This window comes from Pseudomonas paralactis (assembly GCF_001439735.1).
Taxonomy (GTDB): Bacteria; Pseudomonadota; Gammaproteobacteria; order Pseudomonadales; family Pseudomonadaceae; genus Aquipseudomonas; species Aquipseudomonas paralactis.
This window is the reverse complement of the sequence record NZ_JYLN01000006.1, coordinates 350,984-367,219: the sequence shown is the minus strand read 5'-3', so window position 1 is coordinate 367,219 and position 16,236 is coordinate 350,984. Positions and strand designations below refer to the sequence as shown.

At 57.7% G+C, this 16,236-nt stretch carries 12 protein-coding genes and 2 tRNA genes; 1 reads left to right on the top strand and 13 read right to left on the bottom strand.

Annotated elements, in window-relative coordinates; genetic code table 11:
- Positions 1-32: 32 nt before the first annotated feature.
- On the top strand, positions 33-2,954 hold the full coding sequence (locus TX23_RS17850) for a DUF748 domain-containing protein (RefSeq protein ID WP_057703320.1): 2,922 nt from the start codon (positions 33-35) through the stop codon (positions 2,952-2,954).
- Positions 2,955-3,654: 700 nt separating this feature from the next.
- On the opposite strand, the gene TX23_RS17845 is transcribed toward TX23_RS17850, so the two are convergent.
- The 13 genes from TX23_RS17845 to glmM form a co-directional block, all read right to left on the bottom strand.
- Entirely contained in the window at positions 3,655-4,278 is a 624-nt protein-coding gene (locus TX23_RS17845) for a BON domain-containing protein (RefSeq protein WP_057703319.1), read from the bottom strand.
- A gap of 295 nt (positions 4,279-4,573) precedes the next feature.
- Positions 4,574-6,679 (bottom strand): polyribonucleotide nucleotidyltransferase, encoded by a 2,106-nt coding sequence (gene pnp / locus TX23_RS17840; protein WP_005791474.1) that lies wholly within the window; start codon positions 6,677-6,679, stop codon positions 4,574-4,576.
- 195 nt (positions 6,680-6,874) lie between these two features.
- Positions 6,875-7,144: a 30S ribosomal protein S15 gene (gene rpsO, locus TX23_RS17835; RefSeq protein ID WP_003177875.1), complete on the bottom strand. Its 270-nt coding sequence runs from the start codon at positions 7,142-7,144 to the stop codon at positions 6,875-6,877.
- Positions 7,145-7,259: 115 nt separating this feature from the next.
- Positions 7,260-8,177, bottom strand: coding sequence for a tRNA pseudouridine(55) synthase TruB (truB, locus tag TX23_RS17830; protein ID WP_014719950.1), 918 nt, complete (start codon positions 8,175-8,177; stop codon positions 7,260-7,262).
- Between the two features lie 3 nt (positions 8,178-8,180).
- The gene (rbfA, locus tag TX23_RS17825; protein ID WP_003176137.1) at positions 8,181-8,576 is read right to left on the bottom strand and encodes a 30S ribosome-binding factor RbfA; all 396 of its coding nucleotides are present in this window, start codon (positions 8,574-8,576) and stop codon (positions 8,181-8,183) included.
- A gap of 159 nt (positions 8,577-8,735) precedes the next feature.
- Positions 8,736-11,252 carry a translation initiation factor IF-2 gene (infB, locus tag TX23_RS17820; protein ID WP_057703318.1) on the bottom strand — a complete coding sequence of 839 codons (2,517 nt, stop codon included), beginning with the start codon at positions 11,250-11,252 and terminating at the stop codon, positions 8,736-8,738.
- Between the two features lie 27 nt (positions 11,253-11,279).
- Positions 11,280-12,761: a transcription termination factor NusA gene (gene nusA, locus TX23_RS17815; RefSeq protein WP_057703317.1), complete on the bottom strand. Its 1,482-nt coding sequence runs from the start codon at positions 12,759-12,761 to the stop codon at positions 11,280-11,282.
- Positions 12,762-12,808: 47 nt separating this feature from the next.
- Positions 12,809-13,267: a ribosome maturation factor RimP gene (gene rimP, locus TX23_RS17810; protein WP_032873230.1), complete on the bottom strand. Its 459-nt coding sequence runs from the start codon at positions 13,265-13,267 to the stop codon at positions 12,809-12,811.
- A gap of 140 nt (positions 13,268-13,407) precedes the next feature.
- Positions 13,408-13,484: transfer RNA gene (locus TX23_RS17805), tRNA-Met, on the bottom strand.
- Positions 13,485-13,580: 96 nt separating this feature from the next.
- Positions 13,581-13,666 (bottom strand) — tRNA-Leu (locus TX23_RS17800).
- Between the two features lie 22 nt (positions 13,667-13,688).
- Positions 13,689-14,072: a preprotein translocase subunit SecG gene (gene secG / locus TX23_RS27355; RefSeq protein ID WP_003194191.1), complete on the bottom strand. Its 384-nt coding sequence runs from the start codon at positions 14,070-14,072 to the stop codon at positions 13,689-13,691.
- Between the two features lie 4 nt (positions 14,073-14,076).
- On the bottom strand, positions 14,077-14,832 hold the full coding sequence (gene tpiA, locus TX23_RS17795) for a triose-phosphate isomerase (protein WP_005791483.1): 756 nt from the start codon (positions 14,830-14,832) through the stop codon (positions 14,077-14,079).
- A gap of 66 nt (positions 14,833-14,898) precedes the next feature.
- Positions 14,899-16,236, bottom strand: coding sequence for a phosphoglucosamine mutase (gene glmM, locus TX23_RS17790; RefSeq protein WP_054917976.1), 1,338 nt, complete (start codon positions 16,234-16,236; stop codon positions 14,899-14,901).

Here is a 16,236-nt window from a genome sequence, read left to right as displayed (position 1 = left end):
GGCACTCTCGTTCGACACAGATGGCGTCACCCATGCCCAAAGGATTGATCCGCGCCGTAGGCGCCTTGTTGACCGCCCTTGCTTTGTACAGCTTGCTGGGCTTTCTGATTTTACCCGGCATCGCTCTTCGCATTGCCAACCAACAGTTGGCCAATTACGCCACGGTGCCGGCGCGAATCGAGCGCATCGAGCTCAACCCGTTCAGCCTGGAACTCACGCTGTGGGGCCTGAAGATCGGTGAGCCGGGCAAAGAACAAGTGGGCTTCGAGCGCTTCTACGCCAACCTGCAGGCCGACAGTCTCTGGACCCGCGCCCTGCACCTGGCCGATGTGCAACTGGATCAGCCCAAGACCGAACTGCTGTTCGATAAATCCGGCCAGTTGAACCTGGCGCAGTTGTTCAAACTGCCGCCGAGCGAGCCGACGCCCACAGATCCCGATACCAAACCGTTCCCGCTGCGTATCGACAGCATCAAGCTGGCGGGCGGCAACCTGCATTTCCAGGACTTGCGCCCCAGCGAACCGATCGAATTCCTCTACGACGAACTCGACTTTGAGCTGAAAAACCTCAGCACATTGCCCGAGGACAACGCCGACATGACCCTGGTGGCCGCCGGCCCTGACGGCGGGCAGATCGACTGGAAAGGCAATTTCAGCCTGGTGCCGATCACCTCCGAAGGTACCTTGAAGGTCACCGACGGCAAGATGAAAGCCTGGTGGCCGTATGTACGTGACGCCCTGCCATTGGTGCTCGAAGACGGTGTGCTCAACTTCAGCACCCACTACAAGTTCAGCCTGGCCAAAGAGACCGAACTGAACCTGACCAACACTGCTGCGAGCATTGCGCCCTTCGCGATCAAGGCGCCGGATGGCCGACCATTGGTGCGCCTAGAACGCCTGGACGTCAGCGAAACCACGGTAGACCTGGCCAAGCAGCAGGTGGTTGTCGGCAAGATCCGCAGCAACAAGCTGGAAACCTGGGCAGCCCTTGAAGCCGATGGCCAACTCGACTGGCAGAAACTGTTCGCCAGCCAACCGAGCAAGCCCGCCAAAGCGCCGGAAGCGGCGACTGCCAACGCGCCCGAAGCGCAACCGGCAGCCCCGAGCAAACCCTGGCAAGTGCTGCTCAAGGATGTACAACTGCGTAACTATCAGGTGCACCTGGCCGACCGCCAGGCCAAACCCGCAGTCGCACTGGAGCTGGGCCCGCTGAACGTCGATGTACAAAACTTCGACAGCCTCAACCAAAGCCCCTTCACCTTGAAAGTCGATAGCGGCGTGGGCAAACAAGGCAAGCTTCAGGCAACCGGTGAAGTTAACCTCAACCCGGTCAGCGCCAAGCTTAAGGTCAACACCCAGGACATCGACCTGCGCGTTGCCCAGTCGTATATCAGCCCCTTTATCCGCCTGGAACTGCGCAGCGGCATGTTGGGCAGCAATCTGGACGTGAACCTCAAAAGCACCGAGCCGTTGGCCCTGCAAGTCACCGGCCGCGCTCAGGTCGATCAGTTGCACACCCTGGACACCCTCAAGACCCGCGACTTCCTCAAGTGGCAGCGCCTGGTACTCGAAGGTGTGAACTATCAGCACGGCCAAAGCCTGTCGATCGATAAGGTCAACCTGCTGCAGCCCTATGCGCGCTTCATGATCAACGACGACCGCACCACCAATATCGATGACTTGCTGATTCCCCAGCCTGCCGACAGTGGCGCCAAGTCAGCCGCCAAGCCGGCGGCCAGTAAGGACAAGCCCCTGGGCATCCACATCGGGCAGATCGCGATCAACGATGGTTCGGCCAACTTTGCCGACTTCAGCCTGACCCCGAACTTCGCCACCGCAATTCAACAGCTCAACGGCCAGATTGGCACCATCGACAGTCGCCAGGCCAAACCGGCCAGCGTTGATATCAAGGGTAAGGTGGACCGTTACGCACCGGTGACCATCAAGGGCAGCGTGAACCCGTTTGACCCGATGGCAGCTCTGGATATCGCGACCAGCTTCAAACGTGTCGAATTGACCAACCTGACGCCTTACTCGGGCAAGTTTGCAGGCTTCCGTATCCGCAAGGGCCGGCTGAATCTCGACTTGCACTATGTGATCACCAAAGGCCAGTTGAAGGCCGACAACAAAGTCGTGGTCGAGCAGCTGCAGCTGGGTGAAAAAGTCGACAGCTCCGACGCGGTGGACTTGCCGATTCGCCTGGCCATCGCCCTGCTCAAGGACAGCGACGGCAAAATCTCCATCGAACTGCCGGTCAGTGGCGACCTGAATAACCCGCAATTCAGCGTGATGCCGATTGTGTGGCAAACCCTGCGCAACCTTGTCGTGCGCGCTGCGACGGCGCCCTTCAAGTTTATTGGCGGCCTGGTCACCGGCGGTGGCTCGGAAGATTTGGGTAATGTGTCCTTCGCCGCAGGCTCCAGTGAGCTGAACAAAGATGCAGAAGGCGCGCTGAACACTCTGGCCAAGGCGCTGAAAGAACGCCCTACCCTGCGCCTGGAAATTGAAGGCACGGCGGCTGCCAGCAGCGACGGGCCGTTCCTGGCGGCACAGCGACTGGAACGTGAATACCAATACAACTACTACAAGATCCTCCAGCGCCGTGGCGACAAGGTTCCCGCCCAAGCCTCGCTGCTTGAAGTGCCCGAGAAGGAAAAGGCACCGTTGCTGGAAGGTATCTACCGCACTCGACTCAAACAGCAACCGCCCGCCGAATGGAAAGACCTGGGCAGCGATGAGCGCTCGGCGAAGCTCAAGGACGGCGTGATCAAGTTCTGGAGTGGCAGTGATGTACTGCTGCGCCAACTGGGCCAGGACCGCGCCAGTACCATCAAGGATTACCTGGTGGACAAGGGCCAGCTGGAAGATGAGCGGGTGTACTTCATTGATGCGCAACTGGGCCAGGCCGAGAAAGATGGCCGGGTCATCACCCCGATGCACCTGGATGCCGAATAACCCAAAGCTGGCGCATTACTAAATATGGGAGGGGCCTTGCCCCCGATAGCGGTGTGACAGTCAATATGTAAGTGACTGAGCTACCGTCATCGGGGCATGGTTATCTACACAACGGTAGTTCGCATTACCGACCCCACGGTAACCACGATGCGAAGCGAGCCGCTCTTGCTCTTGCTTTTGATCTGCTTTTGATCTTGATCTTAGGCGCCCCGTCAAACCACGCTGGCCGGAATTCGCCATGGATTTGGGGGGTAAACCGGCAGGGATGCCGGTTTAGCCGCCCCGCGCCATGGATGGCGCGTGGCGGCGGCCCCACAAATCCATGGCGGATTACGGGCACACCGAGCCTAAGCGAGGTGCCGAGTGGTGGGGCAAGAGCCCTTTGGTTACTTTGGGGCTCTTTTCCAAAGTGACCCGCTGTAAAAGCGGAACCAATAGCAGCCGTGACCCAAATAACGGATATGCACTCGATCAAAGTCCAGCATCCTGGTCAGCCCTGAGGCCGCCATCGGGGGCAAGCCCCCTCCCACATTTCATTCCGTTCATTGCACCCTCGGAAATAGAACAGGCCCCGACACAAGTGCCGGGGCCTGTAATGACCACATCCATGTGGTCGGTCGCATGAACTCCAGAGGTGCATCGGGTGGATAACTGGCTCACCCTAAGCCGCCGCTATTTCGTTCAGACGAAACCTTTAACGTTACTCTGCTTTCAGGCCATCGGCCGATACAGCTTTAACGCCTTTAATCTTCTTGGTGATAGCGACCGCAGTTTCTTTCTGCGATGCAGTCACGGCAGTCGGGGACGACAGGGACACTACGCCCTTGTTGGTTTCGACCTTGATATCGGTACCAGGAATACCTTTCTCGGTCACCAGGTCAGCTTTTACTTTGGTGGTGATCCAGGTATCGCTAGTCGCCTCGCCAGCATCGTGTGCAGCACCTTTGGTCTTGTCGATGCCGTCAGCTTTGGTAGCACCGCCAGCCAACAGGCCGTCAGCCGAAACAGCAGTCACACCTTTGATTTTCTTGGTTATGGCTACAGCAGTCGCTTTCTGCGAGTCCGAGATAGCTACTTCCGAAGACAGGGAAACCACGCCTTTGTTGGTTTCTACCTTGATGTCGGAGCCTGGGATGCCTTTTTCAGTCAGCAGGTCTGCTTTGACTTTGGTGGTGATCCAGGTATCCGAGGTGGATTCTTTAGCCTTGGTCATTTCGCCAGCTGCCAGAGTCATTGGCGCCTGGGTTGGCTGAGCGAAGGCGGCGTTAGCCATGGCCAGGGTCAGAGCGGTAGCAGTTGCGGTAGCGAGAGCGAACTTCTTCATACGAGTAACTCCTGTTTTATTAAAAGACTGCAGCGTGTGAACCTTGATACGGCAGCGCTAACAGGGATATTGCAGGCGGCGTGCCAAGTCACTAAACAGGATAAAAACGTTATAAAACAACGAGTTAAAAAACATGGTGATTTTTGAAATCATGCAAATTGCATGAAGCCGGTCGTGTCTGCGTGCAAGTTGCGGTTTTTTGCCGGCGACTAAACGACTGATTTTAGGGGATTTTCCTTCTCCCATAAAAAAGGGACTCCGAAGAGTCCCTTTTTTCAGCTAGAGCGCGGGGTGATTAAACGCCCGAAGCCTTGGCTGCTGCTACGTCCTTGATGGACAGCTTGATACGGCCGCGGTTGTCCACGTCCAGTACCAGTACTTCCACTTCCTGACCTTCTTTAAGAATGTCGGTCACTTTCTCAACACGAGCATCGCTCAGCATGGAGATGTGAACCAAACCGTCTTTGCCTGGCAGGATGTTGACGAATGCGCCGAAGTCGACGATGCGCTCAACCTTACCAACGTAGATCTTGCCGATCTCGGCTTCAGCGGTGATGCCCAGGACGCGCTGACGTGCAGCTTCAGCCGCTTCCTTGGTTTCGCCGAAGATCTTGATCGAGCCGTCGTCTTCGATGTCGATCGAAGCCTTGGTCTCTTCACAGATCGCACGGATAGTCGCGCCGCCTTTACCGATAACATCACGGATTTTGTCGGTGTCGATTTTCATCGCGATCATGGTCGGAGCGTTTTCCGACAGTTCGGTACGCGACTGGCCAATGATCTGGTTCATCTGGCCGAGGATGTTCAGGCGCGCTTCCAGGGCTTGGCCCAGAGCGATTTCCATGATCTCTTCGGTGATGCCCTTGATCTTGATGTCCATCTGCAGCGCGGTCACACCTTTAGCGGTACCGGCTACTTTGAAGTCCATGTCGCCCAGGTGATCTTCGTCACCCAGGATGTCGGTCAGGATGGCGAACTTCTCGCCTTCTTTAACCAGACCCATGGCGATACCGGCAACCGGCGCCTTCATCGGCACACCAGCGTCCATCAGCGCCAGGGAAGCACCGCAAACGGAAGCCATCGAGCTGGAACCGTTGGATTCGGTGATTTCCGACACGACACGGATGGTGTACGGGAACACGTCGGCAGCCGGCAGCATCGCTGCAATCGAACGACGGGCCAGACGGCCGTGACCGATTTCACGACGACCAGCACCACCCATGCGGCCACACTCGCCCACCGAGAACGGAGGGAAGTTGTAGTGCAGCATGAACGGGTCTTTTTTCTCGCCTTCCAGGGTGTCCAGCAGCTGGGCGTCACGGGCAGTACCCAGAGTCGCGACTACCAGGGCCTGAGTTTCGCCACGGGTGAACAGCGCCGAACCGTGAGTCTTGGGCAGCACGCCAACTTCGATGTTCAGCGGGCGCACGGTGCGAGTGTCGCGACCGTCGATACGTGGCTTGCCGTTAACGATGTTTTCGCGAACGGTGCGGTATTCGATTTCACCGAATGCAGCTTTAACGTCGCTGGCCGAAGGCTGGCCTTCTTCACCGGACAGCTTGGCGACAACCTGATCCTTCAACTCGCCCAGGCGAGCGTAACGGTCGGCCTTGACGGTGATGGTGTAAGCGTCGGAGATGGCTGCGCCGAACTCGGAGCGGATAGCGCCCAGCAGGTCGGTGGCTTCCGGGGCAGCAGCCCAGGTCCAGGTTGGCTTGGCAGCTTCGGCAGCCAATTCCTTGACCGCGTTGATTACCACCTGGAACTCGTCGTGAGCAAACAGCACGGCGCCCAGCATCTGGTCTTCGGTCAGCTCTTTGGCTTCCGATTCAACCATCAATACGGCTTCGGACGTACCGGCAACGACCATGTCCAGGCTCGATGCTTTCTGTTGCTCGTAGGACGGGTTCAGCAGGTAACCGGTGCTTTCATGGAAAGCAACGCGAGCGGCACCGATAGGGCCGTCGAACGGAATGCCCGAAATAGCCAGCGCAGCCGAAGTACCGATCATCGCAGCGATGTCCGGATCGGTCTTTTTGCTGGTGGAAACGACGGTGCAGACAACCTGCACTTCGTTCATGAAGCCTTCTGGGAACAGCGGACGGATCGGACGGTCGATCAGTCGGGAAGTCAGGGTTTCTTTCTCGGAAGGACGGCCTTCGCGCTTGAAGAAACCGCCAGGGATCTTACCGGCAGCGTAAGTTTTTTCCTGGTAGTGAACGGACAGAGGGAAGAAGCCCTTGCTCGGGTCAGCGGTCTTGGCGCCAACAACGGTCACCAATACGGTCACGTCGTCGTCAACGGTAACCAGCACTGCGCCGGAGGCTTGACGGGCGATACGGCCTGTCTCGAGGGTAACGGTCGACTGACCGAACTGGAATTTTTTGATAACCGGGTTCACGGTGTCCTACCTTCTTTGTGGCTCTTGGGGGAACTTGTCTTCTTGCGAAATTCTTGGGCAATGCCGGGAATCGGCCCGACGCTCGTCCAGGGTAAAACGTGTATCCAGATAAAACTTGAGGCTGGGAGCCTACCATGGGCCAGCGGGAATCCCGATGACACACGGCAGACAACCAACCTCTAGCGCAATCGCTGATTAGCGACGCAGACCCAGGCGACCGATCAGAGTCTGATAACGACCCAGATCCTTGCCTTTCAGGTAGTCCAGCAGCTTACGGCGCTGGTTTACCATGCGGATCAGACCACGACGGGAGTGGTGATCTTTACCGTTGGCCTTGAAGTGACCTTGCAGTTTGTTGATGTTGTGGGTCAGCAGTGCAACTTGCACTTCTGGCGAACCAGTGTCACCAACAGCTTGCTGATAGTCAGCTACGATTTGTGCTTTTTCTTGAACGTCGAGAGCCATGAGGCAATCCTTTTTTCAGGAAACCACCCAAGGGGTGATCTCAATAGGCCGAGGGCATACCCCCGTATCTATAAATGAGAAGTGACCATGCCTATTAACAGCCACCCTCGTTCGGTCATTCTGACCGAATCAGTCGACGCGGCGCGATGCGCCCGTCTTCGCTCACTTCACCGATACCGATAAAGCGACCGTTATGATCCTGTACTCGCACCATGCCGAACTTCGGGGCATCCGGGGCGCGTACCGGCTGGCCGTTGAGCCAGTAGAACGCGCTGTGCTCCGAGAAGTGCAGCAGCGGCCAATCGAGCAAACCGCTGTCCGATGGCATCAGGAAGCGATCAACCGCTTCATTGCCGCCCTCGGCGTGTACCGCTTCCAACTCTTCCAGCGTGACCGTCTGGGCCAGGCTGAAAGGCCCGGCCTGGGTGCGTCGCAGTTCTGCAACGTACGCGCCGCAACCGAGCTTTTCACCAATATCTTCCACCAGGGTACGGATATAGGTGCCTTTGCTGCAGTCCACCGCCAATCGAGCAGTGTCACCTTCACAGGCGAGCAGCTCCAGCCGGGCAATAGTAACAGAACGCGGTTCGCGCTCCACCACTTCGCCCGCACGTGCCAGCTTATAAAGAGGTTGCCCATCGCGCTTGAGCGCCGAGTACATCGGCGGTATCTGACTGATTTGCCCACGAAAAGCGGGTAAGGCAGCTTCGATATCCGCACGACCAACGGTCACGTCGCGAACCTGCAAAACATCACCTTCGGCGTCGGCCGTGGTGGTTGTCTTGCCCAGTTGCATGAGGGTTTCATAACCCTTGTCCGAATCAAGCAGGTATTGCGAGAACTTGGTGGCCTCACCAAAGCACAACGGCAGTACGCCGGTGGCCAGTGGATCCAGACTGCCGGTGTGCCCCGCCTTCTCGGCGTTAAGCAGCCAGCGGACCTTCTGCAGTGCCGCATTGGAGGTAAAACCAATGGGCTTGTCGAGCAGAATGATGCCACTGACGTTGCGACGGATACGTTTGACCTGAGCCACCGCTTACTCCTTGGCGTCTTCAGGTGTGGACGGATGCTGGCTGTCTTCAGCCACGGCGCGCTCGATCAGGGCCGACAGGTGCGCGCCACGCACGACGCTTTCGTCGTAATGGAAGTGCAACTGCGGAACGCTGCGCAGCTTCATTTCACGGGCCAGCTGCATCCGCAGGAAACCTGCGGCGGAGTTGAGCACCTTGATGCTTTGCGCGATTTCTTCGCTGTTGTCCTGCCCCATCACGGTGATGAAGATTTTGGCATGACCCACGTCACGGCTCACTTCAACGGCGGTGATGGTGACCAGGCCAACGCGCGGGTCTTTGACTTCGCGACGGATCAGTTGGGCCAGCTCGCGCTGCATCTGATCGCCGATACGCTGGGTACGGCTGTATTCTTTTGCCATGTCTTGTTACCTGTTACTGCCACACGGTGAAACCCGTGGGGTCTGAAAGCGGCAAACGCCCGGCCTGACAAAAGCCAGACCGGGCGTTGCGTTTAGAGTCCGGACACGGCGCGAGGCATGTACATGCCCACGCGCTGTGTGGCTCCTGAAGTGCGCGAGTTAGAGGCTGCGAGCAACCTGAACCTTCTCGAAGACTTCGATCTTGTCGCCAACCTTGACGTCGTTGTAGCTCTTGACGCCGATACCGCATTCCATGCCGGCACGTACTTCGGCAGCGTCATCCTTGAAGCGGCGCAGGGATTCCAGCTCGCCTTCGAAGATAACGATGTCTTCACGCAGTACACGGATTGGACGGTTACGGTACACGGTGCCTTCAACAACCATGCAACCGGCAATCGCGCCGAATTTCGGCGAGCGGAACACGTCACGCACCTCGGCGATACCCAGGATGTTCTCCCGGACGTCGCTGCCAAGCATACCGGTAAGGGCTTTCTTGACGTCTTCGATGATGTCGTAGATGACGTTGTAGTAACGCATGTCCAGGCCTTCCTGCTCGACGATCTTGCGAGCGCCGGCATCGGCACGCACGTTGAAGCCGAACAGTACAGCGTTGGAAGCCAGTGCCAGGTTGGCGTCGGATTCGGTGATACCACCGACACCGCCACCGACAACACGCACTTGCACTTCGTCGTTACCCAGGCCGTTCAAGGCGCCGTTCAACGCTTCGAGGGAACCACGAACGTCAGATTTGAGGACGATGTTAAGCGTCTTCTTCTCTTCCTGGCCCATGTTCTCGAAGATGTTTTCCAGCTTGCCGGCGTGAGCACGGGCCAGCTTGACCTCGCGGAACTTGCCTTGACGGAACAGAGCCACTTCACGGGCTTTCTTCTCGTCGGCAACTACGCTCATCTCGTCGCCAGCGTCCGGCGTACCGTCCAGGCCGAGGATCTCGACCGGGATAGCAGGACCTGCTTCCTTGATTGGCTTGCCGTTCTCGTCGAGCATGGCACGTACACGGCCGTAGTTCGAACCGACCAGTACCATGTCGCCTTGGCGCAGGGTACCGTCTTGAACCAGCACGGTCGCGACTGGGCCACGGCCCTTGTCGAGGCGGGACTCAACCACAACACCACGGCCTGGGGCCGAAGGCGTAGCGGTCAGTTCCAGGACTTCAGCTTGCAACAGGACGGCTTCGAGCAGTTCGTCAACGCCGGTACCCATTTTCGCCGAGACCGATACGAATGGCGTCTCGCCACCCCATTCCTCGGACGTCACACCGTGAACCGACAGTTCGCTACGGATGCGATCAAGATCGGCGCCCGGCTTGTCGATTTTGTTCACGGCTACAACCAGAGGAACACCGGCAGCCTTGGCGTGCTGGACAGCTTCAATGGTCTGCGGCATTACGCCGTCGTCCGCTGCAACCACCAGGATCACGATGTCGGTCGCCTTGGCACCACGGGCACGCATTGCGGTAAACGCGGCGTGACCTGGGGTGTCGAGGAAGGTGACCATGCCGCGTTCGGTTTCAACGTGGTATGCACCGATGTGCTGGGTAATACCACCGGCTTCGCCTGCGGCAACCTTGGCACGACGGATGTAGTCGAGCAGGGAAGTTTTACCGTGGTCAACGTGGCCCATTACGGTCACGACCGGCGCACGGGAAACTGCCTCGCCTTCAAACTTCAGGGACTCGGCCAGGGAATCTTCCAGGGCGGTGTCGCTGACCAGGGTCACTTTGTGGCCCAGCTCCTCAGCAACCAGTTGGGCAGTTTCCTGATCCAGTACCTGGTTGATGGTGGCCGGGGTGCCCAGCTTGAACATGAACTTGATGATTTCAGCAGCCTTGACCGACATCTGCTGGGCCAGATCGCCCACAGTGATGGTCTCGCCGATCTTCACTTCACGCACGACAGGGCCGGTTGGGCTCTGGAAACCGTGGGCGTTGCGTTTTTTCAGCTTGGCCTTGCCGCGACCACCCCGACGGAAGCCATCGCTTTCTTCGTCGGTAGTACGTGGGGCAACGCGTGGAGCAGGCGCTTTCTCTTTGACCGAGGCGCGATGCGGAGCGTTTTTACGCTCGCCATCGCCACCACCACCGCGACGATTGTTATCGTCGGCACGTGGTTTGTCCGGACGACGAGGCTCGTCGCGCTTGCGGGCGTCTGCTGCAGGAGCTGGTGCGGCGGCAACCGGGGCGGCCTCACGCACAGCTTCAACAGGGGCGGCGACCGCGTCAGTGGCAGCAGGTTGCGCAGCAGCAGGCTGGCGACGCGCTTCTTCTTCGGCGCGACGCTTGGCTTCTTCTTCAGCCTTCTGGCGAGCAGCATTTTCTACTGCGCGACGTTCATCCAGCTCGCGTTTGCGCTCGGCTTCGATTTCTTCCGGGCTGCGCTGTACGAAGACTTTCTTCTTGCGTACTTCTACGCTGATGCTCTTGCTACCCGCAACACGCAGGGTGCTGGTGGTTTTGCGCTGCAATGTAATCTTGCGCGGTTCTTCCACTTTCGCCTTGTGGCTGCTCTTCAAGTGAGTCAGCAAAGACTGCTTCTCACTATCGCTCACACCTTCATCGGCGGCGGTGTGCGGCAGACCTGCCTCACGCATCTGCTGCAACAGGCGCTCTACCGGTGTTTTGACCTCATCGGCCAGTTGTTTCACCGTGACTTGCGTCATGCACTTCTCTCCTCAGGCCGCGCCTAATTACTCGAACCAATGGGCTCGGGCGGCCATGATCAACTTGCCGGCACGATCTTCGTCAATGCCGTCGATGTCGAGCAGATCGTCAATAGACTGCTCGGCCAGGTCTTCGCGGGTAATTACGCCGCGCACCGCCAGTTCCATCGCCAAATCCTTGTCCATACCCTCAAGCGAGAGCAGGTCTTCGGCCGGATGGGCGTCTGCCAGCTTTTCCTCAGTAGCGATGGCTTTAGTCAACAAACGATCCTTGGCCCGAGCGCGAAGCTCGTTGACGGTGTCTTCGTCAAAGCCGTCGATGTTGAGCATTTCTTCCAACGGTACGTAGGCAATCTCTTCCAGGCTGGTGAAGCCTTCATCAACCAGTACCTGTGCCAGGTCTTCATCGACTTCCAACTCTTCGATGAAGTTGCGCAGGATGTCGCCGGTTTCAGCTTGCTGCTTAGCCTGGATGTCCGATTCGGTCATCACGTTCAGGGTCCAGCCGGTCAGTTGGCTGGCCAGACGCACGTTCTGACCACCACGACCAATGGCCTGAGCCAGATTGTCTGCGCCAACGGCGATGTCCATTGCATGGGCATCTTCGTCAACGATAATTGCCGCCACTTCAGCCGGCGACATGGCGTTGATCACGAACTGCGCCGGGTTATCGTCCCACAGGACGATGTCCACACGCTCACCGCCCAATTCGCCCGACACTGCCTGGACGCGCGAACCGCGCATACCGATGCAAGCGCCTTGCGGGTCGATGCGTTTGTCCTTGGAGCGAACCGCGATCTTGGCGCGCGAACCCGGGTCGCGGGACGCAGCCATGACTTCGATCAGACCTTCGGCAATTTCCGGCACTTCGATGCGGAACAGCTCGATCAGCATTTCCGGCGCTGTACGCGACAGGATCAACTGAGGGCCGCGGTTCTCGGTGCGGATTTCCTTGAGCAGCGCACGCAGACGCACGCCGACACGGAAGGTTTCGCGAGAGATGATGTCTTCGCGGGCCAGCAACGCTTCGGCGTTGTTGCCCAGGTCGACGATAACGTTGTCGCGGGTAACTTTTTTCACGGTGCCGGAGATGATTTCACCCAGGCGTTCGCGATAGGCGTCAACGACTTGAGCGCGCTCGGCTTCGCGAACCTTCTGCACGATGACCTGCTTGGCGGTCTGTGCAGCAATACGGCCGAATTCGATCGACTCGATCTTTTCTTCGACAACATCGCCAACCTGGGCGCCCGGATGCGTTTGCGCAACCTTGCTTGGCCAGGTTTCGATGGCCGGATCATCAAGATCGTCCTCTTCGACCACCGTCCAACGACGGAAAGTCTCATAGGCACCGGTGTGGCGGTTGATTTCCACACGCAGATCTACTTCGTCTTCAAAACGTTTCTTGGTAGCAGTGGCCAGGGCCAGCTCCAACGCTTCAAAAATCACGCTTGCCGGTACACCCTTTTCATTGGATACCGACTCCACAACCAGCAGTACTTCTTTGCTCATCGTACGCCTCGCCTTTCGCAAGCCATTGGATCCGCGGGATCCGCGTCTCAGTCAAAACTGGGAATAATGTTGGCCTTGTCGATCATATCGATCGGCAACAGGAACTCATGGTCTTCTACCTGCACCACGACATCCTGCTCTTCTACACCGCGCAGAAGGCCCTGAAAGTTGCGTCGCCCTTCAAAGGGGGAGCGCAGCTTGATCTTCACTTGTTCACCGGCATATTTAGCAAACTGCTCGATAGTGAACAGTGGGCGTTCCATGCCTGGCGAGGAAACTTCAAGGGTGTATTCAACGGAGATTGGATCTTCAACATCCAGCACACCGCTGATCTGACGGCTGACAATGGCACAATCGTCCACCAGCACGCCGCCCTCTTTATCGATATAAACGCGCAACATTGAGTGGCGACCTTGAGCCGAAAACTCAATACCCCAGCATTCATAGCCTAGGGCCACGACCACCGGGGCCAGCAAGGCCTGCAACTCTTCTAGCTTGCTCGACACCTGAACCCCCTCGTGCATGTATGTGCATGCTGTGCAAAATAAAAAAATGGGCGAAACGCCCATCCTTGAAACGCCGTCGAACAGCGGCGTTGAAAGTGTCCAGCTAACAAAAAGCCCCTTAAAAGGGGCTCCGCTAAAACTGGTTGCGGGGGCCGGATTTGAACCGACGACCTTCGGGTTATGAGCCCGACGAGCTACCAGACTGCTCCACCCCGCGACAAAGCTGGGGCGGAAGTATACGACCGATCCCTTACAGGGTCAATGTAACCTTCCACCTACAAGAAAGCCCGCAACAGCGGGCTCTCCTGATAATTGGTACCGAGAAGGGGACTCGAACCCCTACACCCTATGGGCACAACCACCTCAAGGTTGCGTGTCTACCAATTCCACCACCTCGGCAATACAGCGCTTACAACCCTTCTTACTTTTGCTCTTGAGCTGGAGGTACGTCAGTCGCTGGAGTAGCCGACTTTTGCTCTTGAAGCACCGGGACATCATCAGAAGCCGGTTTTGCTTTTGGAACTTCCAACACCGCTGGGTTTGGCAAACCTACTTGAGTCAGCACATGAGCTTTCTCTTTAGCAAAGTAACCTAACCCTAAGCTGGTTATGAAGAAACCTGCGGCAAGTATAGCAGTAAACTTACTAAGAAAGGTAGAGGAACCTTGGCTTCCGAACACAGTATTTGAAGCACCTGCACCGAAAGACGCACCAGCATCCGCACCTTTACCCTGTTGCAACAAAACCAGAGCAACTACGCTCAGGGCAGCCAACAGATGAAAAACGACTACGACTGTTTCCAGCATTTTTTCAGTTTCCCGCGGCGCGACAGATCGCACCGAACTCATCTGCATTCAGGGAAGCTCCACCAATGAGCCCCCCATCGATATCCGGCATGCCGAACAGTTCGACCGCATTGGCCGCCTTCACGCTGCCGCCGTATAGAAGCCGCACACCTTGCGCGACTTCAGAATTCTCTGCCGCCAACTGCGCGCGGATGGCTGCGTGCACATCCTGCGCCTGTTGCGGTGTAGCAGTCAGCCCGGTGCCAATGGCCCAGACCGGCTCGTAAGCAATAACCGCCTTTGCAAACGCACCAACACCCAGCTCCTCGATGATGCTGCCCAGCTGACGCGAGACAACCTCAAGAGTCTTGCCCGATTCACGCTGCTCAAGGGTTTCCCCTATGCACAACACTGGAACCAGACCACAAGCCTGTGCTGCGGCGAATTTGCGGTTGAGCGTTGCATCCCGCTCGCCCATCATCTGACGGCGCTCGGAGTGCCCGACAAGTACATAGGCACAACCCGCATCAACCAGCTGACTCGGCGAAATCTCACCGGTCAACGCACCTTGCATCGGCTCCACCGCAGAATTCTGCGCGCCGACCTGGATCGACTTACCCTTCAAGCCATCAACCACTTGGTTGATATGCAAGCAAGGCGGGAAAACCGCGACATCAACACCGCTAGGCAAGGCCAAGTGACGAAGGCCATTGATCAGCTCAGCGACACTGGCGCGGGTACCGTGCATCTTCCAGTTACCAGCTACCATAGTGCGACGCATGCTGTACCCCGTCGGTCAAAGTGGGCGCAGATGTTACCCAACCACACCATCACTGGCAAGCCGAATTCAGGCGCAAACTTCAGTTACCAGTTTTGCCAGGTCTTCGGCATGGCCGCGAACCTGGGTTTCGTCCTCGCCTTCGACCATGACACGCACCAGAGGCTCGGTGCCCGACTTGCGCAACAACACGCGCCCACGCCCGGCCATTGCCTGGGTGACACGCTCACAAGCCTCTTTGACGGCTGGGTGCTCAATCGGATTTTCGCCACCGGCAAAACGTACATTGAGCAGCACTTGCGGGCACTTGCGCAGAGCCTGACGCGCCTGCGCCAGGCTTTCTTCACGGCGACGCAGAGCCAGAAGCACCTGCAGCGCAGCGATGATGGCATCCCCCGTGGTGGTGTGCTGGAAGCAGACAACGTGCCCCGAGTTCTCGCCGCCTACCAGCCAGTTACGCTCCAGAAGCTCAGCGATCACATAACGGTCGCCGACATTGGCGCGGATAAACGGAATACCCAACTCAGCCAACGCCAATTCAAGCCCCAGATTGCTCATCAGGGTACCCACGACGCCGCCTTGCAGCTTGTTACGCTCATGCAGATCACGGGCAATGATGAACAGCAAATCATCACCATCCACAATCATGCCGGTGTGATCCACCATCAGCACACGATCGCCGTCGCCATCGAACGCAATACCCAGATCCGCGTGTTCGGCCAGAACCGCCGCCTGCAGTTGCTCCATGTGCGTGGAACCGCAGTTGTCGTTGATGTTCAAACCGTTAGGCTGAGCCGACAGCACGGTAACCTGGGCACCCAACTCCTTGAATACACTTGGCGCCACCTTGTAGGTCGCACCGTGGGCACAATCGACAACGATCTTCAGCCCGGCAAAATTGGTGCTGCTCGGCACGCTGCTTTTGCAGAATTCGATATAGCGACCTGACGCGTCGTTAATACGCGAGACCTTGCCCAGCTTGCTGGACTCAACCACCGTCATCGGCGCATCCAGCAGCTCTTCGATCATCAACTCGATCTCATCCGGCAGCTTGGTGCCCTGCCCCGAGAAAAACTTGATGCCGTTGTCGTCATGGGGATTGTGCGACGCGCTGATCACAATACCGGCTTCAGCGTGGAAGGTACGCGTCAGGTAAGCGATCGCCGGCGTGGGCATAGGCCCCAGCAGCATCACATCAGCTCCGGCGGCTGACAAGCCGGCCTCCAGCGCGGACTCAAACATGTAGCCCGAAATACGGGTGTCCTTGCCCACCAGGATGCGACACGCGCCCATGCTACGGAACGCCATGCCTGCCGCCCAACCCAGCTTGAGCATGAAATCAGGGGTAATCGGAAATTCGCCGACCCGACCACGAATGCCGTCGGTACCAAAATATTTTTTAGTCAT